This is a genomic window from Calidithermus chliarophilus DSM 9957, from assembly GCF_000430045.1.
Classification (GTDB): domain Bacteria; phylum Deinococcota; class Deinococci; order Deinococcales; family Thermaceae; genus Calidithermus; species Calidithermus chliarophilus.
On record NZ_KE387029.1, the window covers coordinates 3,924 to 25,637 of the forward strand.

The 21,714-nt window shown below is 72.5% G+C and carries 21 protein-coding genes; 20 read left to right on the forward strand and 1 reads right to left on the reverse strand.

The window, feature by feature from the left end:
* The 10 genes from MEICH_RS26635 to MEICH_RS0122310 form a co-directional block, all read left to right on the forward strand.
* The coding region (locus MEICH_RS26635; RefSeq protein ID WP_036220121.1) for a hypothetical protein at nucleotides 1-879 on the forward strand (879 nt) is incomplete at its 5' end.
* A gap of 27 nt (nucleotides 880-906) precedes the next feature.
* On the forward strand, nucleotides 907-5,787 hold the full coding sequence (locus MEICH_RS0122270; protein WP_027894431.1) for a helicase-related protein: 4,881 nt from the start codon (nucleotides 907-909) through the stop codon (nucleotides 5,785-5,787).
* 52 nt (nucleotides 5,788-5,839) lie between these two features.
* Nucleotides 5,840-6,073: a hypothetical protein gene (locus MEICH_RS0122275; protein ID WP_027894432.1), complete on the forward strand. Its 234-nt coding sequence runs from the start codon at nucleotides 5,840-5,842 to the stop codon at nucleotides 6,071-6,073.
* Between the two features lie 3 nt (nucleotides 6,074-6,076).
* Nucleotides 6,077-6,904 (forward strand): hypothetical protein, encoded by an 828-nt coding sequence (locus MEICH_RS0122280; RefSeq protein WP_027894433.1) that lies wholly within the window; start codon nucleotides 6,077-6,079, stop codon nucleotides 6,902-6,904.
* A gap of 30 nt (nucleotides 6,905-6,934) precedes the next feature.
* A complete protein-coding gene (locus MEICH_RS0122285) occupies nucleotides 6,935-7,189 on the forward strand; it encodes a hypothetical protein (RefSeq protein ID WP_157202981.1) in 255 nt (84 codons plus the stop codon).
* A gap of 108 nt (nucleotides 7,190-7,297) precedes the next feature.
* Nucleotides 7,298-7,600, forward strand: a complete 303-nt coding sequence (locus MEICH_RS0122290) for a hypothetical protein (RefSeq protein WP_027894435.1) — start codon at nucleotides 7,298-7,300, stop codon at nucleotides 7,598-7,600.
* The gene (locus tag MEICH_RS0122295) at nucleotides 7,597-8,220 is read left to right on the forward strand and encodes a hypothetical protein (protein WP_027894436.1); all 624 of its coding nucleotides are present in this window, start codon (nucleotides 7,597-7,599) and stop codon (nucleotides 8,218-8,220) included. Before MEICH_RS0122290 ends, MEICH_RS0122295 begins: the two co-directional genes overlap by 4 nt.
* A 30-nt stretch (nucleotides 8,221-8,250) precedes the next feature.
* Nucleotides 8,251-8,484 (forward strand): hypothetical protein, encoded by a 234-nt coding sequence (locus tag MEICH_RS0122300; protein ID WP_027894437.1) that lies wholly within the window; start codon nucleotides 8,251-8,253, stop codon nucleotides 8,482-8,484.
* Nucleotides 8,477-8,923: a hypothetical protein gene (locus tag MEICH_RS0122305; RefSeq protein ID WP_157202982.1), complete on the forward strand. Its 447-nt coding sequence runs from the start codon at nucleotides 8,477-8,479 to the stop codon at nucleotides 8,921-8,923. The genes MEICH_RS0122300 and MEICH_RS0122305 overlap by 8 nt, the downstream gene beginning before the upstream one ends.
* Nucleotides 8,924-8,998: 75 nt before the next feature.
* Nucleotides 8,999-9,985 (forward strand): hypothetical protein, encoded by a 987-nt coding sequence (locus MEICH_RS0122310; RefSeq protein ID WP_157202983.1) that lies wholly within the window; start codon nucleotides 8,999-9,001, stop codon nucleotides 9,983-9,985.
* Between the two features lie 800 nt (nucleotides 9,986-10,785).
* Here MEICH_RS0122310 and MEICH_RS0122315 read toward each other — a convergent pair.
* Complete coding sequence (locus MEICH_RS0122315; protein WP_157202984.1) at nucleotides 10,786-11,325, reverse strand: hypothetical protein; 540 nt, start codon at nucleotides 11,323-11,325, stop codon at nucleotides 10,786-10,788.
* Between the two features lie 121 nt (nucleotides 11,326-11,446).
* Here MEICH_RS0122315 and MEICH_RS0122320 point away from each other — a divergent pair, with 121 nt between their 5' ends.
* The 10 genes from MEICH_RS0122320 to MEICH_RS26655 all read left to right on the forward strand — a co-directional run bounded on the left by MEICH_RS0122320 (nucleotide 11,447) and on the right by MEICH_RS26655 (nucleotide 21,713).
* A complete protein-coding gene (locus MEICH_RS0122320; RefSeq protein ID WP_157202985.1) occupies nucleotides 11,447-13,453 on the forward strand; it encodes an LPD1 domain-containing protein in 2,007 nt (668 codons plus the stop codon).
* A 4-nt stretch (nucleotides 13,454-13,457) separates the two neighbouring features.
* Nucleotides 13,458-14,447, forward strand: coding sequence for a hypothetical protein (locus tag MEICH_RS29060; RefSeq protein ID WP_051304446.1), 990 nt, complete (start codon nucleotides 13,458-13,460; stop codon nucleotides 14,445-14,447).
* Nucleotides 14,448-14,552: 105 nt separating this feature from the next.
* Nucleotides 14,553-15,221, forward strand: a complete 669-nt coding sequence (locus MEICH_RS0122330) for a hypothetical protein (protein ID WP_027894442.1) — start codon at nucleotides 14,553-14,555, stop codon at nucleotides 15,219-15,221.
* 31 nt (nucleotides 15,222-15,252) lie between these two features.
* Nucleotides 15,253-16,746, forward strand: a complete 1,494-nt coding sequence (locus MEICH_RS0122335) for a hypothetical protein (protein WP_157202986.1) — start codon at nucleotides 15,253-15,255, stop codon at nucleotides 16,744-16,746.
* Nucleotides 16,747-16,866: 120 nt separating this feature from the next.
* Complete coding sequence (locus MEICH_RS0122340; RefSeq protein WP_027894444.1) at nucleotides 16,867-17,442, forward strand: hypothetical protein; 576 nt, start codon at nucleotides 16,867-16,869, stop codon at nucleotides 17,440-17,442.
* A 72-nt stretch (nucleotides 17,443-17,514) separates the two neighbouring features.
* The gene (locus MEICH_RS0122345; RefSeq protein WP_027894445.1) at nucleotides 17,515-18,318 is read left to right on the forward strand and encodes a hypothetical protein; all 804 of its coding nucleotides are present in this window, start codon (nucleotides 17,515-17,517) and stop codon (nucleotides 18,316-18,318) included.
* A gap of 11 nt (nucleotides 18,319-18,329) precedes the next feature.
* Nucleotides 18,330-19,280 carry a hypothetical protein gene (locus tag MEICH_RS0122350; protein WP_027894446.1) on the forward strand — a complete coding sequence of 317 codons (951 nt, stop codon included), beginning with the start codon at nucleotides 18,330-18,332 and terminating at the stop codon, nucleotides 19,278-19,280.
* Between the two features lie 38 nt (nucleotides 19,281-19,318).
* Nucleotides 19,319-19,828, forward strand: coding sequence for a hypothetical protein (locus MEICH_RS0122355; protein ID WP_027894447.1), 510 nt, complete (start codon nucleotides 19,319-19,321; stop codon nucleotides 19,826-19,828).
* A complete protein-coding gene (locus tag MEICH_RS27550) occupies nucleotides 19,825-21,378 on the forward strand; it encodes a hypothetical protein (protein ID WP_027894448.1) in 1,554 nt (517 codons plus the stop codon). The genes MEICH_RS0122355 and MEICH_RS27550 overlap by 4 nt, the downstream gene beginning before the upstream one ends.
* On the forward strand, nucleotides 21,375-21,713 hold the full coding sequence (locus tag MEICH_RS26655; protein WP_157202987.1) for a hypothetical protein: 339 nt from the start codon (nucleotides 21,375-21,377) through the stop codon (nucleotides 21,711-21,713). Before MEICH_RS27550 ends, MEICH_RS26655 begins: the two co-directional genes overlap by 4 nt.
* The last annotated feature ends 1 nt before the right edge of the window (nucleotide 21,714 follow it).

The window sequence follows — 21,714 nt, forward strand, 5'->3', positions numbered from 1 at the left end:
CCCCCGACCGACGCCGAGCCCGAGGCGCAGACCTTCCGCCTCGACGAGCTGGTGGCGCTGCTGCGCGGCAGCCAGCCCGCCGGGGACCGGGCCGGGAGCCAGGCCGGGGACCAGGTGGCGGTGCACCGCCGGGTCACGGTGCAGGTCAGCGGCAAGGCCCAGGAGAACCTCGAGCGCATCCTGGGCCGGGTGCCCAGCGCCCCCGAGCTGATCCGCCTGATGGGGCTCACGCCCTCCGAGCCCGCCACGCTCTACGTGGGCGCCGACGGGGACACGGTGACCTTCGCCCTCAAGGACCACCCCCACGTGCTCATCCAGGGGCGCGTGCTCTACCTCGACGGCGACGAGCCGGTGCTCGAGCACAGCCACCTCCGGCTGGACGAGGCCGCCCCCCAGGGCTACGGCTCGAGGCTCTTCGCCCGCGCGGTGGCGACGGCCCACGCCCTGGGCATCCGGCGCATCGAGACCCTGGCCCAGCGCGCCGACGACGCCGAGCCGCCCTACATCGGCTACTACGTGTGGCCGCTGCTGGGCTACGACGGCGAGCTGCCGGAGTACCTGCGCGAGCGCCTGGCCGCCGCCGGGTTCGCCAAGGGCACCCTGGGCGAGGTGATGGCCGACCCCGCGGCCAGGGAGTGGTGGAAGCGCCACGGCGCCAGCGTCCACTGCGCCTTCGACGTGGCCGACCCCGCGCGGCGGCGCCACCTGTACCGCTACCTCGAGGCCAAGGGCTACCTCGAGGGGCTCGACCGCACCACCCAGCTCACCCTCGCCAAGGCCGCGCCGGGCCTGCGCTTCGAGGGGGCCGAGGAGCTGCCGCTTTCGGGCGACGAGCTGGCGGTCCTCGAGGCTTTGTGGGGGAGGAAACCCCGCCCCTGACCCCTCGCCGCCCCCACAGTGGGGCTCATGGGCCTTCGGCTCCCCCTCCACCCCCGCCTCTACCACCGCGAGGCGCTTCGCTTCGCCCGCGAGCGGCGCCTGCCCCCCGGCGACCACCTGGTCTGCGTGCGCCCCCTAGCCCCGCTGGTGGGGCTCTTCCGCAAGAGCTACTGGAAGGACGACCCCAACGTCCGCTGGATCACCCTGCACCCCCACGGCGACGAGCACTACGTAAGGGTGCCCATCCGGGTCAACGCCGACGGCACCGCGCACGTCATCGGCGGGGGGAAGGGGCTGAGGGGGCTCAAGCTCGACCGGCTCAAGGGCCCCGAGGAGTGGGGCAAGGGCAAGAAGGCCAAGCCCAAGGACAAGCCCGAGGGCCAGGACAAGCCCAAGGGCGAGCACGACCGCCAGCTCGAGGAGAACGCCGCCCAGCTCTCCGCCGCCCTCAGCGCGCAGCTCGCTGAGCGCCGACGGCGCCAGATCGAAGCCGCCGCGCGGCTGGGGCTGGCGGGCTGGGACGACCCCACGGTGGGCAAGCTGGCCGATCCTGGGGGCGACGAGGCGACCCGGAAGGAGTACCTGGCCCGCGCCGCGCGCGCCTTGGGGATCGACCCCGCCGCCGTGGACGCGGCCCCCCTCAAGGGCGGGGCCGGGATGGTGCGCGCCGCCGACCTGCGCAAGGTGGCCTCGGGGCTCCGGCGCATCGAGGGCGGCCTGCTGCGCGAGCTGGCCCACAACCACGAGCTGCGCCAGGAGGTCATCGGGGAGCAGCCCGTCGGCGCCGAACACGCCGTGGACACCCGGCCCTCGGTGGGCCTGGGCTTCCGGCGCGCCACCCGCCGCATGGCCGAGGAGCGGGGGCTCGACCGCGCCCAGGTCAAGCGCCAGGCCCGCGAGGTGTTCAACGAGCGCGTGGCCCACCTGATGGAGTCCGACCCCGAGAAGGCCGCGCGGGTGGTCAACGCCGCCGAGACCGCGCGGGCCATGCACGACGTGGCGCGGGTGCTGCGCGAGCAGGGGGGCAGCGTGCAGGTGGACAGCGAGCTCGACCCCGCCGCCCTCAAGGAGCGGGCCGAGGCGGTCAGGGAGTTTCTGAAGGCCGCGCAGGAGGCCAAGCTCCTCGAGGCCCAGCTCCGCGAGCTCGACCCCCGGCGCCAGCGCGACCCCGAGCGGCTGGCGAAGGCCCTCAAGGCCGCCAGCGTCCCCGCCATGCGGGTGGACGCCCACGTGCTCGACGACGAGGATTTCATCGCGCAGCTCGAGGCCGACGTGGGCGAGCTCGCCAAGGCCGACCTCACCAAGCACTTCCTGGACAAGGTGGAGGCGGCGGGCGGGGAGGGGGGGATCGAGGCCGCGCGCGCCAAGATGCACGGCGCCCACGCCCACGGCGCCCACGCCCACCTGCAAAGCGCGCTGATGGTGGCGGGGGGGATGGGCATGGACCGCATGGTGGCCGAGGTGCTGGGGCTGGAGGCCGCGGCCCAGATCGCCGCCCGCGCCATCCTCGCCGCCGCCGACCCCGAGGAGCTGGAGGCGGTGCGCGAGGGCTTGCAGCGCTACCACGACGAGGAGAGCGTGAAGCTGATCCGCGAGGCCACCGAGCGGGCGGAGCAGGCCGAGGCGGGGGCCGCCGCCATCGAGCTGCCCGACATCTCCGACGCCGCCAGCCTCGCCGCCGCCCAGGAGCTCAACGCCCTCAGGAAGGGGATGCTCGAGGAGGCCCTGCACCACCTGGGCACCGCGCTGGGCCAGCTCGAGGCCGGGGCCGCGCTCAACCTGGCCCTGCGGCAGGCCCCGCGCGGCGACCTGCGCCTGGAGTTCGGCAAGACCCCCACCGACAAGGTGCTGTGGGGCCTGGGGGCGCTGGGGCTGGAGAAGGACAAGGACTTTTCCATCGAGCGCGACCCCGACACCAACGCGCTGGGCGTGACCCTCTCCGAGGCCGCCGTGTCGCGCCTGGTCAGCCGCCCCAGCGCGCAGGAGGCCATCCTGCAAAACCACCTCGAGGCCATCAAGCGCGGCGACCTGGACGAGGAGGACTGGCTGCCCGCGGGCTTCGTGTCCTACCCGCTCAGCCTGCACAACGACCCCGCGCGGCCCAAGCCCTTCGCCGCCCCGCCCGGCTTCGCCCAGGGCCGCCCGGTGGCCGAGGCGCTGGGGGAGTACGTGGCCTCGAGGCTGGCCGACGGCTGGAAGCCCTCCGACATCCTCGCTGAGGTCGGCAGCGTGGATTTCGTCATCCAGCACGTGCCCGAAGCCCAGCAGGAAGCCTACGCCGACGCGCTGGAGGAGCTGTTCCCCACCACCGACGCCAAGGGCGAGCTGCGCAACGTGGACGCCGACCCCGAGCTGCGCGCGCGCTTCGAGGCGATGGCGCGGGAGTACGTGGGGTCGAAGCACCCCGGCGAGGCCGACCTGCACAGCCAGAGCATCGACCCCGACGCCCAGGAGACCCGCCGCGCCGCCTTCGCCGCGCTGATGCAAGACCCCCGCACCCAGGCGGCGTTCAAGCCCGTCGGGGAGCTGGGCGACGCCGACCAGCGGGCCCTGCGCAACTACTTCTACACCGAAATCGCCCAGGTGGACCCCAAGAGCGGCAAGGACCGGGCGGCGTATGAGGCGGCCCTGAAGGAGCTGGGCCCCGAGCCCCAGAAGATGAGCGTCAACCTCTTCGGGGACGAGGACATCAGCCCCGAGTGGGAGCAGTGGAACCGCCGCCGCCAGGAGATCGTGGAGCAGTTCGCCGGGCCGAGCGCGTGGGCCGAGTTCGTCAGCGGGATGCGGGGGCTGGACAAGGCGTACCGGGCGGTGCAGGAGCACATGCGCTCGGCCTTCGCCCAGCGCTTCCAGCGCTACCACGCCAACCTCACCGGCAAGCCCCTGCGCCTGGGGAAGCAGGCCATCCCCCTGGGGGAGCGCTTCAAGGCCGCCACCGACCCCGAGGAGCGCCGCAAGCTGCTCGAGCAGGAGCAGGCGCAGATGGCCGCCCTGCGCGACCGGCGGGCCGGGAAGTTCGCCGCCGAGGGCGAGGGGGCGGTGAAGGAAAAGCTCAACCGCGCCCTCGAGATGAAGGAGAAGCTGCGCCAGGCCCAGGGCGCGCTGTTCATGGGGCTGGGGGCGCAGGGCTTCGAGGGCAAGCGGGGCATCGAGCTCAACGACCCCTTCCGGGAGCGCCTGACGCTGGGCCAGCGCGCCGAGGGGGAAATCGCCGCGATCCTGCCCTACCTCACCCACTCCACCGACCCCAACTCCCAGGGGGTGAGGCTGCGGCCGGGGCTGAGCATGGGGGCGGGGACCAAGTTCGTGCGCCAGCAGCGGGCCATCAAGTTCGCGGTCGCCGCCAAGAAGACCTACCAGGCCCTCGGGATGGGGAGCGGCAAGACGGCCATCCAGATCGGCACCTTCACCGAGCTGCACGCCCGCGGCAAGGCCAGGCGGGGGCTGTTCGTGGTGCCGAGCGTGGTGCGCAACCAGTTCGGGGAGGAGATGGCGCGCTTCACCGAGCCGGGGCGCTACAAGTTCCACGCCGCCGACGCCCCTTTCGAGGAGCGCCTGGCGGCCTATCGCGACCCCCACACCCACATGGTGGTCACCACCCACCAGACCTTCCGTGACGACCTGGTGCGGCTGATGGCCGAGCACCAGGGGGTGGGGGCGGGCGAGCTCGAGGCCCGCTTCGCCGCCGCCCGCCCCCGCGAGCGCCGCCGGATGCTGCGCGAGGCCCTCGAGCACCACGGGGTGGCCGACCTGCTGGACTACCTCACCATCGACGAGGGCCACAACCTCTCCAACCGCGACGGCAAGCCCGACGCGCTGATGGCGATGGTGGCCGACGCTGCCCTGGCCGAGAGTCGGCACGCGATGATGGCCTCGGGCACCCCGGCCAAGAACGACGAGAGCGAAGTTTTCGACATCCTCAGCAAGCTCGACCCCGAGCGCTGGGGCGAGCGCAAGGAGGAGTTCAAGCGCAACTACGGGGTGTCCCTGCCCGTCGCCCAGGACGCCTTCAAGCGGGCGGCGGGGCGCTACATCTACGCCGCGAGCGTGGGCAGCGGGGTGGCGCGCCGGGAGGTGTGGGGGCGCGAGGGCGAGGGCGGGGTGCAGGCCCCCCTCGAGCTGCACCCCGAGCAGCGCAAGGCCCTCGAGCAGGTCAACCAAGCCTACCAGAGGGCCCGCGCCGCCCAGCGCACGGGCGGGGTGGACGTGGAGGCCCTGCGCACCCTCTCCCCCTCCTCCTTCGCGGGCAAGCCCCCTGAGGAGCACGAGGCCATCGCGCGCAAGCTCCAGCAGAACCTGGGCACGCTGCGCTTCGCCGCCCAGAGCCGCGTCATCGACGCCGCCCCCGCCGCGCACAACGCCAAGGTCCAGCACGTGCTGGCCCTGGCCGAGGCCAAGCGCCGCGCCGGGCACCCCGGCGTGGTGTTCGCCCACTCCCTCGAGGCCGTCGAGCAGATCAGCGCCGCGCTCAAGGCCGCGGGGCACCGGGTGGAGGTGGTCACGGGCGCCGACTCCAGCGAGCAGAAAGCCGCCAAGCGCCAGAAGTTCCACCCCGACTCGGGGGAGCCCCAGGCCGACATCCTGGTGATGAGCGACGCGGGGGCGGTGGGCATGAACCTCCAGCGGGGCCGCTGGCTCGCCAACTACGACCTGCCCCTGACCCACGCCACCCACGCCCAGCGCAACGCCCGCATCGACCGCATCGGGCAGACCCAGGACGTGGAGATACACAACCTCGTCACCGACACCAAGTTCGACCGCGACGCCGTGGCCCGCCTCCAGCGCAAGAGCCTGCTGCAACAGGTCTTCGAGGGCGACTGGGAAAACCTCGACGACAGCGGCATGGCCCGCTACATCGCCCTGGCCCGCGCCGCGCGCGCCAAGACCCCCGAGGAGCTGGCGGCGTAGGGCGCGGCCCGCCGCCCGGCCCCTGACCCCTGGCCGCGCCCACACTGAGGCCATGAAGGACGACACCCACGCCGCCCGCGGCCACCTGGCGCGCCTGGCCGGGCAGCTCGCCGCCTGCGAGGCCGCCGACCGCCGCATCAAGGAGGCGGCCAAGGCCATCCACGAGCACCACGACCGGCGCGCCGCGGTGATCCGCGAACACCTGGGGCCCCTGGGCGCCGACGAGGGCCTCGAGGACGAGTACCTGGCCTCCCTGCGCGAGCGCCACTACGCGGCGAGGTACTAACTAGTGTGGGCGCTGCTCTGCGTCTCCAAGGGCTACCTGCGGGTCTGGAAGACCCGCAGGGACGGGGTGCGTCAGCGGTACGTCGTGGCGGTGGACGGCGATTTCAGCCCGATGAAGCTCGGCCCCGACGAGATGCCCCCCTCCGACGAGATCAAGGACGACCGCCTGCTGCGCTACTCCCACCCCTGGGAGCTGGTGGGCCGTATCCGCAGGGCGCTCGAGGCCAGGGTGCCGCTGCCGGGGCGCGCGGGCATCCCCTCCGTCAAGCTGGCCTCCAGCCACGAGGAGATGGACGCCCTCGTAGAGGCCGCCTACGGGGTGCGCCCGGACAGGAGGCTTCGGGGGTTCAGCCACGAGGGCCGGATATTTTTGGGGCCCGAGGTCTACGACGACCTCGAGCACCGCAACGTCGCCCTGCGGGCCAGGGCCTTCAAGACCATCGCGCACGAGTGGTGGCACGCCAAGCGCGTATCGCCCAGCCGGGAGATGCCCCAATGGATCGAGGAGGGCCTGGCCGACCACTACGCCGCGCGCGCGGCCAAGGCCCTGCTGGGCACCCCCTACGCGGAGGGGACGTACTTCCATGCCCAGGTCGCGGTGGAGCACCTGCTGACCCTGCTGGGCGGGGGGGACTTCGAGGCGGGGTACGAGCAGATCAAGCTCACCCGCTCCGACCCCCACCCCCGCAGGACGCTGCGCGCGCTGTTCCAGAGCTGGGGGCTCGGGCGGGAGGCGGTGGGGCTGCTGCTGAGCGGCGAGCACGAGATGAGCCAACTCCTGTGGGCGGAGGATGCGCGGAGGATTTTCGCCGCCCTGACGCGGGAGGGATAAAAATGCTAGAATGCCCGGAGGAGGTGCCGCGTGCTATACACCGAGATGATCCGACGCTCGTACAGCCCGGAGTTCGAGAGGATGCGCGACTGGCTGCTGAGCGCCTGCGGCGACCTTGAAAAGGCCAACCGCGCGGTACAGGAGCTCAAGACCAACCCCCACCTCTTCGACGGCATCCCCCCCGAAGAGCGGGGGGCCCTCGCGACGGTGATCCACGACCTCTACCGCCGCCGCGCCGAGTACCTGCGCGAGGCGGCTGAGGCGCGACAGCCCGCGCCCCGCTAGCGCCGCCCTTCGCGCCCCGGCCCGCCCCCTGAGGGCGGGCTTTTCGCCGCCCCCCTACTTGACTAATACTCAAGCTTGTCCTAGCTTTAGGACAGGAGGTATTGAAACATGCCCCAAAGCACCTGGCACAAAAGCACCTGGGTCTTCCTCAGCGTCGGCGTGGAGCCCGAACACGCCGCGCGCGCGCTGGAGATCGGGCGCGCCCTCGAGCCCGCGCTCGACTGGCGGGCGTCCCTCGAGTTCTACCGCCGCCGCCAGCAGGTGGTCCAAGCCTGGCTGCCGCCCACCGAGCGCGTGGCCGAGCGCGTGGCCGAGCACGCCGACCTCAAGGCCCGCTACCTGGCCGCCCTCGAGCACGAGGGCATCGCCTACGCCGACGGCACGCTGCCGCTGGCCCGGAGGAGCCTATGACCCGCCCCCTCGCCGCCCGGCCCCAACCCCAACCCCACCCCCAAGACCCCGACGCCGTGCGCGGCCTGCGCGCGGCCCGGCGCCGCCTGGTGCGCTACTACCGCAACGGCGACAGCATCTGGGCCGCGGTCTGGCGTGACGAGGAGGGCCTGTGGGAGCTGTGCAACCCCACCTACGAGGGCCAGTTCTACCGCCACTACCTCTACGCCACGGCCCCCCGCGCCCTGCTGCGCAAGGCCGACCGCTGCCTGCCCCCCTTCGTGGAGCCCGGAGAATGGCGGGAAGTCCCCCAGGAGGCCGGGGAGTACGCCCACGACCACCACGGGATGGCCCCCCGGCGCACCAACCCCTACGGCCACCGGGAGAGCGGCCCCCGCGGGCGCCTGCTCCGCCTTTTGCGCCAGCAGGCCCTGGCCGACCACCGGCACGAGCGGCTGAGCGGGGAGGCGCTGGACGCCGCCGACGAGCGCATGGGCCTGGGGGAGGCCAAGGGCGCCCTGACCCTCGCCGCCGAAGCCCTCGAGGCCCTCGCCGCCGAGCTGCGCGCGCTGGCGGGCCACGCCTGCGAGTACGACGCGCGCGACTACTGCCGCCACTGCGGGGTGGACGGGAGGGCCTAGCGCCCCCCGAACCCCGGAAAAGGAGACGCCATGACCCGGATCGTGATCGAGCTCAAGAACCAGCCCAAGCGCTCCCTGACCCCCCTGGCCGGGCAGGGCCTCGAGGAGGCCCTGCTCGCCTACGCCCCCCAGCTCCGGGGCCTCGAGCCCACCCAGGTGCTCGTGCAGGAGTACGACCCCGGCCTCCCCACCCGCTTCCGCTACACCCCCGCCCCTCACCTGCTCGAGCGGCTGGCGCGCGCGCTGGAGGATGCCCATGCCTAGACGGTCCACCGTGTGGGTGTGGCCCTCCGAGGCCGTCGAGCGCTTCCTGGCCGAGCGCACCGGCGCGGGCAAGCCGGGCCACGCCGCCCGCGAGGGGCTGGAGTGGTACGCCGCGCTGCTCGAGCGCGCCCGCTTCGGGCTGTGGATGCGCTTCAGCGCCCCCGAGCTGGGCTGGCTCCAGGCCACCGCCCGCCACCTGGCCCTCGAGCCGCGCGCCCTGTCGGGCGCCGTGCTCGCCGCGCAGCTTCTGGAGGCCGAGGCCACGTTGGGCTGGGGCCGGACGTACCGGGTCGATCCCGAGGCGGTGGCCGGGCAGCTGCGCGGGCTGGAGCTGGCCGAGGTCTTCGCCCTGGTGGACGCCCTGCGCCGCCACTGGCTCGACCCCGGCCCCGACCGCGAGGCCGACACCTGGCGGCAGCTCGGCCTCGAGCCCCGCTAGGCCCGCCCCGCCCCCAAAGCCCCCCGGCAGGGGGGCCTTGCCGTTCTGACCCCTCGCACGCCCGACCGTGGGGGTATGAGCCTGATCGGTCTACCCAGCCACGTGTCCAAGCTCGCCATCCCCCTGGACGCCCTCGCCAAGGGGGTGGTGGGCCCCACCGGGCAGCGCCTGGTGTATTTCGAGACCTCGCGGGAGGGCGTCACCGACCGCGAGGGCGAGGACATCGCCGCCGACGCCCTGTGGGACAGCCGCGAGCTGTTCTTGCGGCAGGGCAACCTCGACCTCAACCACTGGAGCTGGTTGGGGAACCCGCCGGGCAGCGGGATGCGCCCGGAGTACGTCATCGGCCAGCCCCTCGACGTGGCGCGGGAGGGCGGCTCGATCTTCGTGCTGGGGGAAATCGCCCAGAAAGCCCCGCCCCCGCCCGCCGAGGCGGTGCCGGGGATGCCCGCGGGCTCGAGCTGGGCCGACTGGTTCTGGCACACCGTCAGCGTGCAGAACCCGCCCATGCGCTGGTTCCCCAGCGTCTTCGGCAACATCGCCCCCCACGCCACCGTCGAGGTCGAGCTGCGGGACGGGCGCAGCGTGCGGCTCATCAAAGGCCCCCTGGAGTGGTTCAGCGTGGGCTTCGCCCAGCGCGCGCAGCACCCCGAGCTGCCCGCGGTGTCCACGACCCCGTTGGGGGCCTTCGCCATGAGCGCGGACCGCCCCACGCTGGTGCCGGGGGTGCCGGAGGTGGCGGTGCTGCCCTACGCCGCCTTCGCCAAGGCGGTGCAGGGCGCCCAGGCGGTGATGGCCGGGTACGGCCTGGAGGGTAAGGCCGGGCTGAGCGGGGTGGGCGCGGTGCGCCGGGAAAGCCTCGAGGGGCGCTACGAGCGCCACAAGCGCCGGGTGCTGGGCAAGCTGCTGCGCCGGGAGATCGACGGCAGCCTCGAGGGGGTGGCCGACGCCTTCATGAAGTGCGGCTTCTCCAAGGGCGAGGCCCGCCACTGCGCCATCCGGCTGGGCCAGGAGCTCGATACCCTGGTCAACTCCAGGCGCCGCGGGGGGGTGGACCTGTGAAGGCCCTGCTCAGGCTCTCCGGGCACGCCCTCGAGCGCTTCGCCAAGGCCCGCGCGGGGCTGGTGCCCCACCGCCGCGCGGTGAACCGCGGGGGGAAGACCCACATCCAGACCTTCTGGGTCAACCCCCTCATCAGCGAGCACAAGCACGTGCCCGAGCGCTTCCGCGGCGAGCTGCTGGCCCTGGCGAAGCGCCTGCGCGCGGGGTTCATGCTCGAGGACGCGAACCGGGCCATCGAGCGCTACAACAAGCAGCACCGCACCCGGCTCGAGCCCATCAGCGAGGCCGAGTGGAGGCGAGCCGGGGGCTACGTGATGCCCGCCAGCCTCAAGGAGCGGCTGGCCGGGGGCAAGGCCGGGCCGCAGGGCGCGCAGGCCGAGCAGGCCGAGCAGGGCAACCTCTTCGACTTCGACTACTCCACGCCCGAGCCCGAACAGGGGGGGCTGTTCGGGCCCCAGCCTGAGCCTGAGCCCACCCCTGAGCCCCCCGCCCCGCAGCCCGAGCCTGCCCCTAAGCCCCAGCCTGAGCCTGAGCCCGAGGCCCGCAGCCTCGAGGAGCTGGAGAACCCCCCGCCGGGGGGCGTGGTGGTCCACCGCGGCGAGCACACGACCCCGCTGGGGGCCAAGATCACCACCGTCTCCCGCCTGGTGCGCCCCGAGGAGGTGCCCGAGGAGCACCGCGCCAGCGGCTACTACCCGCTATACGTCCGACGTCAGCACGTCAAGGTTCACCCGGCCATGCCCGAGGCCGAGCCCCAGCGCTGGGAGGAGTACGTGGAGGCCCGCTCGCCGCTGGCCGCCCTAGAGGACGCCCCCAACGGGCGCACCAGCGGCCAAGACCCCCTCGAGGGCTACACCGGCCACGCCCTCGAGGTCATGCGCCGGTGGGACGCGCTGACGCGCTGGGCAGACGCCGCCGCCCAGGAGAGCCACGCCGCCGCCGCCGCCCTCACCCGCCTGCGTGAGGCGGGCAACGAGGAGCTTCAGGCCGCCAACGAGCGCTACAACAAGAGGCTCAAGGCCCTCTTCCGCAAGGACCAGGAGCCCGACGAGGCCAAGCTCGAGGCCGCCCGCCGCGAGCGCGACGAGGAGACGGGCCGGATCATGGCGCTCTACAAGCCCTCCGTCGAGCAGGCCCGCGAGGCGGCCCATCGCCTGGCGCTGCGCGCCCAGGCCGCGTCCGACCGCCTGCGGGACATCCGCCTGGGCAAAAGGCCGCTCGAGGACGTGGGCGACTTCGTGGAAGCCGTGGTGGAGCAGGCCGGAGAGAAGCCCGTCGGCCCGCGGGTGGGCGACCGCAAGACCGTCAACGGCGTGACCTACCGCCTCAACGAGAACCACCGCTGGGAGCGGGTGGAGGAGCCCCAGCCCGAGTCCCCCGCCCCTGACCCCGAGTCCCCCGCCCCTGACCCCGAGCCCCCCGCCCCGCCAGCCCGAGCCCGCCCCCGCCAGCGCCGAGGGGGTGAAGCCCGCACCCCGGACCCCGCCCCAGCCCGAGTACCGCGACGTGGGCGAGAAGATCGGCATGGCCCGCAAGGACATCGCCGCGCTGCGGGCCGAGCTCGACCGCGAGGCGCGCCGCGCGCTCACCGCGGGCGACCTGGAGGGGCTCGAGCGCGAGCCGGGCCTGGCCGCACGCTACGTGACCCGCGACCGGCAACTGGGCAAGGCTGCCGACCTTGCCCAGGACATGAAGGACATAGGGGCCAGCCCTGGGGCGGCCTACCTCGCCACCCGCCTGCTGTCCAGCGTCGCCCCCAAGCCCGACGACACCCCCGCCGCCCGCGCGCGCTACGTGCGCGCCGCGCGGATGCTGCGCGAGGCGATGCTGAGATGGCAGAACCCCCAGGACGCGCTGCGGGGCATCAAGGAGCTGCAAGAGATCGGGCGCGGCTACTCCTACACCGCCGAGGAGCTGGCCGAGCTCCAGCGGCTCAAGGCCCAGCGCGACGAGATCAACCGCGAGCGGGCCCGGCGCCTGAACGAGCTGCCGCGCACCACGCCCTACGCCGAATACGTCCGGGCCGCCAGCAGCCTCGACGCCGAGCTCGCCCCCCGCTTACAGCCGATCCTGGACGCCATCTACGCCCTCGAGCGGCAGGCCGTCACCCGCAACGAGGCCGACCCCGACAGCCCCCGCAACCTCCTCGCCGCGCTGGGCGAGAAGTTCCTCGAGGCCATCGGGGTGCGCTACAAGAAGGGCTGGGCCGACCGCTGGGAGGAGGCCGCGAAGAAGGCCGCCGCCTTCGACCAGGCGGGCGACTGGGGCTTTGCCCTCAAGGCCGCCCCCGCCGGGGGCGAGGGCCAGCCCCAGGCCGCGGCCCGGCGCCGCCGCATCCCGCCCTTCGAGCGCCGGGGGGAGGACGTGCGCAAAGGCCACGAGGTGCGGTTCAACTCCGAGGAGCTGCACCGGACCTTCAACCTGCGGGGGGTGGAGTACGGCAACTGGATGAGCCAGGAGGACGCCGCCCTGCACACCCAGAAGGCGGGGGAGGCGCTGTACGACCTCGCCCGCCTCCTGCACATCCCCATCGAGCAGGTGTCGTGGAACGGGCGCCTGGCCCTTGGCTTCGGCGCGCGCGGCAAGGGCGCCGTGGCCCACTACGAGCCCGTGCGCAAGGTCATCAACCTTACAAAGTACGCCGGGGGCGGCAGCCTGGCCCACGAGTGGGGCCACTTCCTCGACAACGTGATGGCGATGCTCTCCACCGGCGGCCAGAGCCACCACACCTCCTACGTCTCGGACAACGGCTGGTCGCCCCCCGGCGACGGCCTGCCCCCCGAGGTGGCCGCCGCCTGGGAGGAGCTGGGCCGGGCCATCAACCAGGGCAGCTACCGCAAGGCCAAGACCGCCCGGCCCGCCACCCACTACTACCGCGCCGATAAGCGCCGCCTAGACAGCGGGGAGAGCCTCGAGGCCCTCATCCGGGAGAAGGTGGACGAGGCCGCCAAGCGGCTGAAGGAGATCGAGGAGCGGGGGGGCAGCTACGCGGGGATGGGCGCCAAAGCGGTGCTGGACAACCTCGACCGCGACATGCGCTACCTGGCCGCCGCCGCCGGGCGCCCCATCCGCTACACCCCGCCCGGCGGCGAGGGCATGAGCCACTTCCGGGCCACCGCCAAGTTGATGGGCGATTACTGGTCCCGCCCCCACGAGCTGTTCGCCCGCGCGTTCGAGGCGTGGGTGCACGACCGGCTGGCGGAGCGCGGCTGGGTGAACACCTACCTGGTCAAGGGCGTGGACGAGGAGGCGGTGCGGCGCTGGGGGAGGGAGGCGGGCCTGCTGGAGGAGGAGGGCGGCGTGACCTCGCTCTACCCGCTGGGCGAGGAGCGCAAGCGCACCAACGCGGCCTTCGACCGCCTGCTCTACGCCCTCGCGGGCAGCGGGGCCCTGGCTAAGGCCCTGGGGCTCTGGGGCTCCGGGGCTCCGGGGCGCGCGGCCTCTGACCCCCCGGCGCCCACAGCATGAAGCCATGCCCCGCCTGACCCTGCGCCTCGCCAAGGCCCACCAGTCCCCGCTGTTCCCCGAGCCCCACGTGGTGCGCAGGGGCGGCAAGGTCCACACCCAGCGCTATTGGGTGGCGCCCGAGCAGCCCGCCGCGGCCCAGGCCCGCGGGCCCCGGCCCCGCGGGGAGGAGGCCGTGCCCCGTGACCCCGACCCCCGGCTGGCCGAGCGGCCAAGCCTGATCTACCTGGCCTCCACCAGCTCCTCGTGCATCGGCCAGCCGCCCACCATCGGCATCATGACCGGGCCGGAGGTGGGCGGGCTGCGCCCGATCCAGGAGGGGCGCTGGTGGGCCAGCGACAACGGCTGCTTCACCGGGCGCTTCAACCCCGAGCGCTTCGTGCGCCACCTCGAGCGCCTCCGGCCCTACCGTGACCGCTGCCTGTTCGTCGCGGCCCCCGACGTGCCCCGCAACGCCCAGGCCACCCTCGAGCGCTACGGCGAGTGGGCCGGGCCGATCCGGGCGATGGGCTTCCCGGTGGCCTACGTCCTCCAGGACGGGGCCCAGGAGATACCCCCCTGCGACTACGTGTTCCTGGCCGGTTCGGACGCCTGGCGCTTCGGCCCCCAGGGGCGCGCCCTGATCGAGGAGGCCGCCCGCCGCGGCCTGCCGGTGCACGTGGGCCGGGTCAACTCCGGCGAGCGCACCCGCCTGAGCGCCGCCGACTTCGGGGCGACCAGCGTGGACGGCACCTACACCGCCTTCGCCGGGGTGGAGCGGGGCCTCAGGGACATCCACCGCTTCGTGAGCCAGGGGTTGGCCGCCCGCGCCCGCGTCCCGCTCCCGCTATTCCCCACCCTCTCCGTGTCCGACACCCTGGACCTCTCCTACCCCGACGCGCAGGCGGGCCGCTGCATGTCGTGCGGCGGGGTCACCTACCGCTACGACCAATACGGCGAGGGCTACCTCTGCCCGTTCTGCGCCGAAGAGCTTCAAGAGGAAATGGGGTGGGGATAATCCCCTCCAGGGCGCAAAAATCGCCACCCGCCCCACTCAAAGCGGGCGGTTTTTTTGCACTCTGACCCCTCAGCCCCCTGAGCCTCGAGGTGTGAGGAGGGAACTATGGACCTGAAGGAAGAACAGGCGAAGCGCGGCTTCGCCGCCATCCAAAACCTCCTGGCGAAGGCGGCCCAGGGCGGCGAGCCCGACGACGCCGACGCCGAGAAGGATGACCTCGACCTCGACCTCGACTTTTCCGACCTGGACGAAGCCCAGGGCGAGGCCGACGACGGCGAAGGCCAGGGCCCCGAGGAAGAGGAAGAGGACGGGGAGGGCAAGGGCCAGCCGGTGGCGAAGGCCGCCCAGGGCCAGGGCGAGGAGATCGTGGACGCGGGCCCGATCCTGATGGAGGTCGCCCAATCCCTGCGCGACCTCAGCCAGCAGAACGCCACCCTGCGCGAGCAGAACGCCACCCTCGCCAAGGCCATGAGCTTCCAGCTCGGCGTCAACCAGCAGCTCTTGAAGCGCCTGGAGCGCCTCGAGGCCATGTTGGGCAACACCCCCACCATCGCCAAGGCTTCCAACGTGCGGCTCAAGGGCCAGGGGCAGGCCCAGGCCCAGGGCCTGGGCCTGGACGTGGAGGGCGTCATCGCCAAAGCCGCCGTGGACACCGCCAACTTCACCGCCTCGCAGGTGGCGCGGCTGGAAAGCCTGTTGCGCTCGGGGCGGACCGCCGAGCTCCCCCGGCACTTCAGCGCGGGCCAGCTCGAGGCCGTGGGCATCAAGCTCTGAGGCTCCGCCGGGGCTTTGAAAGGAGAAAAGCATGGAACTGCAAGGAGTGAACGCACGTTTCGGCGGCCCCATCGGTGGGGCTAACGACCTGTTCGGCCAGGGCATCAACTCCCTGGAGGACTTCCAGCGATTCATGAAGGCGGTGCAGACCGCGGGCGACCCCCACGCGCTGGACTTCAAGGGCAACCTCGAGGGCGTGCCCGCCATCCGCCTCGAGGCCCTGGAGGGCACCCTGCGCGCGGTGGTCGAGCGCGAGCGCAACTTCACCCTCTTCAAGCGCCTGAAGAGCAAGAAGGCCAAGAGCTCGGTGGTCGAGTGGAGCACGCTGAAGAACATCGGCGGCGACGTGGGCGGCTCGTTCCACGGCGAGTATTCCGACATCCGCCAGGCCCGCAGCGAGTACGGGCGCGACGTGCTGCGCATCAAGTACCTGATGGAGGGCGCCGAGATCACGGTGGCCGCCCAGGTGCAGCAGGCCATCGACGACATCAAGGCCCGCGAGAACACCTCGGCCACCACCCGCATCCTGCGCTCGGTGGAGTGGGGGCTGTTCCAGGGCGACGAGAGCGTGGTGCCCGAGGAGTTCGACGGCATCGCCGCCACCCTGCGCCGCCTGCACCCCAACCACATCATCGACCTCGAGGGCTCCAGCGACACCCAGGAGCTGTACGACGCCATGTACCGCGCCTACGCCGACACCATCGGCCCCGAGGGCGGCTACGGGTCCATCTCCGACGTGTACCTGACCCCCAGCGTGCAGAACGACCTCGACCTGTTCCTGGCCCCCCAGTGGCGCAAGAGCCTCGACGGGAGCAAGACCGAGTACGGCAGCCCCGTGCCGGTGATCCACACCTCCTTCGGGGACATCAAGACCAACCAGAGCGTGTGGATTCAGGAGGGCGACTACCCCCACACCTCGGCCCCCGCCGTGGTGCGCACCAAGGGCAAGCTCTCCCCCGACGCCCCCGGCGCCCCCACCGTCGCCATCTCTGCCGTGGTGGGCGCGGCTGGTTCGAAGTTCAAGGCCGGGCAGAACGGCACCTACTACTACGCGGTGGCCTCGGTCAGCGAGAAGGGCGAGGGCCCGCTGTCGGTCATCGGGTCGGTGGCCCTGGGCGTGGGCGACGCCGCCCAGCTCCAGATCACCCCGCCCGCTGGCCTGGGGCAGACCGGCTTCGTGATCTACCGCTCCAAGCGTAACCCCGCCACCGCCCCCGCCGCCGCCGACCTGCGCATGGTCAAGCGCATCCCGGCTGCCGAGAACCCCGCGGATGTCGTGACCTTCGTGGACAAGAACGAGGACATCCCCGGCGCCTCGAGCCTGTTCATCCTCGACCTCGAGGACGAAGAGGCCATCGACTGGACCCAGCTCCTGCCGATGACCCAGTTCCCGCTGTACCCGACCCGCAAGGCCAGCTACCCCTGGGCCGTGCTGCTGTTCGGGGCGCTCAAGCTGGGCATCCCCCAGCGGCACTGGGTCGTGCGCAACTACGTGCCCAAGACCGCCCGCTGGCAGCCCTTCTAAGCTTGAAAGCTTTCTGGTCCTCCCTGGCAGACGCCAGGGAGTTTGCTTTGGGCCGACGCCCGACGCCCGGCTACCCCTCTGACCCCTGCTGTCCTGGAGATTGGACAACGGAGGTCAGCAATGGATTACCGCATCAAAGCAGTGGACGTGCCCAGCCTCGAGGACGCCATCATCCGCAAGGGGCAGAAGGACGTGAGCGTGAACGGCCTGCTGTTCGGCTACTCCGACCGCCTGCAAGCCATCGTCTCCCAGCCCTGCCGCGAGGCCGACTGCGAGAGCTTCCTGCGCGCGGGCGGCTACGTGGTCATCGACGCGGTGACAGGCGAGGAGAAGGCCACCAAGCCCCGCAACGCCGCGGTGGACGTGGAGGAGGCGGTGCGCGCCGAGCTCAAGCGCCAGGCCGAGGAGCGGCAGAAGGCCCTCGACGCCCAGCGCGCCGCGGGCGGGGACGCCCACGCCGCCTACGCCGCGGAGTTCAAGAAGAAGTGGGACTCCCTGCCGGACGGCGAGGCCCGCAAGGCCAAGTTCGGCAAGGACGAGCTGCTGCGCGCGGCCACCGCGCTCAAGCTGGCGGTGCCCAACCCCAGCGAGGCCACCAAGGCCCAGCTCGTGGAGCTCATCGGGGCCTTCTACGCCGACGAGGCCCAGCGCGCCCAGGCCGCCCAGACCCAAGGCCAGGCCCAGGCCCAGGGCTAGACGCCCGCCACGGGCCACCGCAGAGCCGGGGGTTCCCCGGCTCTGACCCTTTGCCGCGCCCACCCTGGGGCTATGCCGACCGTGAGCAAGCTGACCGCGCAACAACTGAGGGAGGAGTTCTTCCGGGACATCCCCCTCGAGGACTCCCGGGGCCGCCCGGTGAGCGACGCGGCCCTCGAGAAGGTCATCGGCGTGACCGAGGCCGAGTGGACGCGCATGTACTCGGTGCTGTGGACGCCCACCACCGTCGTCGCCGGGGCGGTGCCCCCCGACAAAATCCCCCCCGACCAGCCCACCCTCGAGGCCACCCCCCCTTCCTTCGACCCCGAGGGCTGGCACGCCGACCGCTGGCACTTCCTCAAGCTGCCCTACACCCCCGTCCGGGAGCTGCACTACGTGGGGCTGGGGCTGGGCGGCGGCGCCTCCAACGCCATCCTGGTGTTCCCCCCCGACTGGTGGCAGCTCAACAAGCGCCGGGGCACCCTCCAGCTCTTCCCGGCCTACCAGCAGCTCGCCGTCGCCAACATCTCCAGCTTCCAGCTCTCGGTCATCGCCGGGGCCCGCCGCATCCCCAACGCCTGGCGGCTGTGCCTGAGCGCCGGGTACGACGACGTTTCGGTGGAGCAGCCCGACCTGGCCTACTACCTGTTGATGGCCGCGGCGATCAAGCTCCTGCCCAAGGCCGCCATGCTGCGCGAGGGGGTCATCTCCTCGGAGAGCGTGAGCGTGGACGGGCTGAGCCAGTCGCGCGCCTACCCCGTCTCGGGGCAGACCCACCGCTACAGCCCCTACCAGAAGTCGCTCGAGGAGCAGCTCGAGAACTTCAAGCGCAGCTACTTCACCACCCAGAAGGGCCTGCGCATGTTCTCGGCCTGAGGGGAGGGAGGATGGCGAACACCAACAAGCACGCCTTCGAGGGGGTGGCCTTCCACCTCCAGCACTTCGACGAACTGCTCAACGGCGAGCAGGCGTGGCGGCTGCTGTACCTGCCCGCCACCGCCTGCCCCTGCCGCGACCCCGCCAGCAACGCCCCCCAGAAGGCGTGCCCCCACTGCAAGGGCTACGGCTACACCTGGCAGCCCCCCGCCACGCTCACCCTCGAGGAGTCCTTCTACGCGGGCAGCGAGACCCGCCCCCCGGTGCTGGCCTACCGCCACGCCAAGCCCGAAGACCTGCTCGAGGTGACCGACGAGCGGGGCAACGCCTACCCCCAGGCGCGGCTGGAGGAGGGCGGGCGCGTCGTCTTCCCCGACGCCACCCCCGCCCCCGCGCTGGGCGACGAGTTCAAGGTGCGCTACCGCGCGCCCTTCACGGTGCTGGGCCACATGCAGGGGCTCTCCTCGAGGCGCGACTTCAAGGCCGAGGGGGTCTACGACCACCGCGACGTGACCCTGACGGTCCCCGCCCTCACCCGGCTGCCGGGCGGGGAGTGGGCGCCCAACCCCGCGTGGGAGGCCGACGAGAACGACCGCTTCGTGGTTGTGGACGCCAAGCAGCGCATGAGCCAGGTGCTCTACCGCGGCGTCGGCGGCGACCGGCTGCTGTACGCCTACGTCTACGAGGTGCGGGGCTGCTTCGCCCTCGACCCCAAGACCTACGCCCGCACCGACTACGCCGAGGGCGTGGACTTCGACGTGCAGGACGGGATGATCGTGTGGCGGGCCGGGCGGGGGCCGGGGCAGGGCAGGCCCTACACCGTCAGCTACGTGGCGGCCCCCGAGTTCTGGGTCTTCCGCTCCAGCGACCTCGCCCGCCACCAGGGGGGCGAGCCCCTGCCGCGCCGCCTGACCCTGCGGGTCTGGGAGCTGTTCCCCCGTCCGGGGGCCACGCCGAGGTAACTGGCTTTCAAGTAATCTTGTCCTATATAATGGACAGCATGAACAAGAGCCTACTCGAGCTGGCCCGCGACGTTTACCGCGTGCTGCACGGCGCCGCCCCCGGGATGAGCCGCGAGCAGCTAGCCAAGGCCCTCCAGCAGGGCGACCGCCAGATGCGCGACGCGGTGGCCCTGGCCTCGGAGAAGGCCGCCCCCTTCGGGGTGGTCCTGGGGCTGGACCCCCAGGACGAGCGCTACTACCTCATCGAGCTGGCGAAGGCCGACGAGGCGGGCATCGCCCGCGCCCGCCGGATCGTGATGTACCTGCGCTCGTACTTCGAGAGCTCGCACCGCCGCTACAGCGCCCTGGCCGAGGCGTTCGCGCGGGGGACCGGGCAGAGCCTCGACCCGGTGCAGCAAGCCGACCTCTTCGCCGCCAGCGACGACCCCGAGGCCATCCTGCGCAGCCTGGCGCTGGAGCTGATGCGGGTGAAGCTGGAGGGGGGCGCCGCGCGCGAGCTGAGCCGCGCCCTGCAATACCTGGGCCTGGACCGGAGCGTGGCGGCGTGAAGCGCTGGAATCTGGTGCAAGGGGACGCGCTCGAGGTGCTGCGCACCCTCCCCGACGCGCACTTTCACGCCATGCTCTCGGACCCCCCCTACGGGCTCAGGTTCATGGGCAGGCGCTGGGACGCGGCCCTGCCCGACCCCGAGGTGTGGGCCGAGCTGTACCGGGTGCTGATGCCCGGCGCCTTCCTGATGGCCTTCAGCTCGAGCCGCACCTGGCACCGCCTGGCCTGCCACATCGAGGACGCCGGGTTCATCATGCACCCCACCCTGTTCGGCTGGGCCAACGGCGAGGGCTTCCCCAAGGCCACGCGGGTTGATACGGCGGTGGACAGGCGGGGGGGCAACCCCCAGGCGTGGCGAGCCTTCGCGACCGCCTATGCCGCGGCAGTGGAAACCTCCCCCTATACCCATAGCGAGATCGACCGATTCTTGGGCATCAAGTCCTCCTCCTGCTACTGGGCGAGGACCGACCAGCGGGGCGGCCTTCCGCCCCGCCGTCACTGGGAGCGGGTGCGCGATCTGTTGGGGCTCAACGGCAGCCTCGAGGCGCTTTACGCCGAGGCGGAGCGTGAGGTGGTGGGGCAGGTCGAAGCGTCCGTGCCGACCTACTTCACGGACAGCATCGGGCAAGGCTCGGGGCAGGCCCGGCGGGACATCACCGCCCCCGCCACCGACCTTGCCCGCGACTGGGCAGGCCACCGCTACGGCCTCCAGGCCCTCAAACCCGCCGTCGAGCCCATCCTCGTGCTGCAAAAGCCCTACGAGGGCAAGCCGGTGGAGGACATCACCTCCAGCGGGGCCGGGGCGCTCAACATCGAGGGGGCCAGGGTCGGGACGGGCAGCACCCGGCGCGTCGGATACGCCGAGCTGGGGTACGGGGGCCGGAACAAACCCGGCGCTTACGAGTCGGGCTCTGCTCATGGCCGCTGGCCCGCCAACCTCATCCTGCTCGACGGGGCCGCCGCCGCCGCGCTCGACGCCCAGAGCGGAGTGCTCAAGAGCGGCAGCCGCAGGGCCGGGGTGTACCGTGGGCTGGGCTATGCAGGCAGCGAGCGGGCCGAGTTCCCCGAGGTCGAGGGGGACGAAGGGGGCGCTTCGCGCTTCTTCTTCGTGGTGCAGGAGCAGATCGACGGCGCCGACCCCATCTACTACTGCGCCAAGGCGTCGCGCTCCGAGCGCGACGCGGGCCTCGAGGCCCCCAACCCCCACCCCACCGTCAAGCCCATCCGCCTGGCGCATTACCTCGCCACCCTGCTGCTCCCGCCCGCGCGCTACGCCCCCCGCCGCCTGCTCAACCTCTACAGCGGCTCCGGCTCCGAGGCCATCGGCGCGGTGCTGGCGGGCTGGGAGGAGGTCACGGGCGTCGAGCGCGAGCCCGAGAACATCGCCGTGGCCGAGGCCCGCCTGCGCTACTGGAGCGAGCGCGGCCTGGAGGCCAAGCCCGGCAGCCGATCCCGGCCCGGCCCAAAGCCCAACCCCAATCCCGAGCCCCGGCCCGCCGCCCAGGGCGCGGGCCTGTTCGACTTCGACTTTGCCCAGGAGGAAGCATGAGCGTGAACCCCTCGGTCGCAAAACCCGCCCCCGCCTTCGACCCCAGCCGCTACCGGCCCGTGGTGTGGGACTTGCCCGACGACGAGGAGGACTGCCGGTTGGTCCTCGAGCGCGCCCCCGGTGGGATGTTCGTGTATCTCGAGTGCGGCGAGCACGCCCCCTCGAAGCGCCGCTTCTTGCGGCCTGTCGTCGCGCGCGAGTGCGCGAAGGAGCTGGAGGAAAACGCCCGCATCGCCCTCGGGGACGGCCAGGAACTCGCCCTGCCCTCGGGCATGGCGCTGGAGGTGGCCGAGGCCCTGCGCCAGACGGTGCGGGAGATCGAGCGGGGGTGGTAGG

What these genes read in the sequence shown, in the direction of transcription:
- MEICH_RS0122330 (WP_027894442.1), top strand. Translation starts at nt 14,553, where the DNA reads ATGGACCTGAAGGAAGAACAGGCGAAGCGCGGCTTCGCCGCCATCCAA.
- MEICH_RS0122275 (WP_027894432.1), top strand. Translation starts at nt 5,840, where the DNA reads ATGAAGGACGACACCCACGCCGCCCGCGGCCACCTGGCGCGCCTGGCC.
- MEICH_RS0122270 (WP_027894431.1), top strand. Translation starts at nt 907, where the DNA reads ATGGGCCTTCGGCTCCCCCTCCACCCCCGCCTCTACCACCGCGAGGCG.
- MEICH_RS0122295 (WP_027894436.1), top strand. Translation starts at nt 7,597, where the DNA reads ATGACCCGCCCCCTCGCCGCCCGGCCCCAACCCCAACCCCACCCCCAA.
- MEICH_RS0122335 (WP_157202986.1), top strand. Translation starts at nt 15,253, where the DNA reads ATGGAACTGCAAGGAGTGAACGCACGTTTCGGCGGCCCCATCGGTGGG.
- MEICH_RS0122310 (WP_157202983.1), top strand. Translation starts at nt 8,999, where the DNA reads ATGAGCCTGATCGGTCTACCCAGCCACGTGTCCAAGCTCGCCATCCCC.
- MEICH_RS0122350 (WP_027894446.1), top strand. Translation starts at nt 18,330, where the DNA reads ATGGCGAACACCAACAAGCACGCCTTCGAGGGGGTGGCCTTCCACCTC.
- MEICH_RS0122340 (WP_027894444.1), top strand. Translation starts at nt 16,867, where the DNA reads ATGGATTACCGCATCAAAGCAGTGGACGTGCCCAGCCTCGAGGACGCC.
- MEICH_RS29060 (WP_051304446.1), top strand. Translation starts at nt 13,458, where the DNA reads ATGCCCCGCCTGACCCTGCGCCTCGCCAAGGCCCACCAGTCCCCGCTG.
- MEICH_RS0122355 (WP_027894447.1), top strand. Translation starts at nt 19,319, where the DNA reads ATGAACAAGAGCCTACTCGAGCTGGCCCGCGACGTTTACCGCGTGCTG.
- MEICH_RS0122290 (WP_027894435.1), top strand. Translation starts at nt 7,298, where the DNA reads ATGCCCCAAAGCACCTGGCACAAAAGCACCTGGGTCTTCCTCAGCGTC.
- MEICH_RS0122345 (WP_027894445.1), top strand. Translation starts at nt 17,515, where the DNA reads ATGCCGACCGTGAGCAAGCTGACCGCGCAACAACTGAGGGAGGAGTTC.
- MEICH_RS0122305 (WP_157202982.1), top strand. Translation starts at nt 8,477, where the DNA reads ATGCCTAGACGGTCCACCGTGTGGGTGTGGCCCTCCGAGGCCGTCGAG.
- MEICH_RS0122300 (WP_027894437.1), top strand. Translation starts at nt 8,251, where the DNA reads ATGACCCGGATCGTGATCGAGCTCAAGAACCAGCCCAAGCGCTCCCTG.
- MEICH_RS26655 (WP_157202987.1), top strand. Translation starts at nt 21,375, where the DNA reads ATGAGCGTGAACCCCTCGGTCGCAAAACCCGCCCCCGCCTTCGACCCC.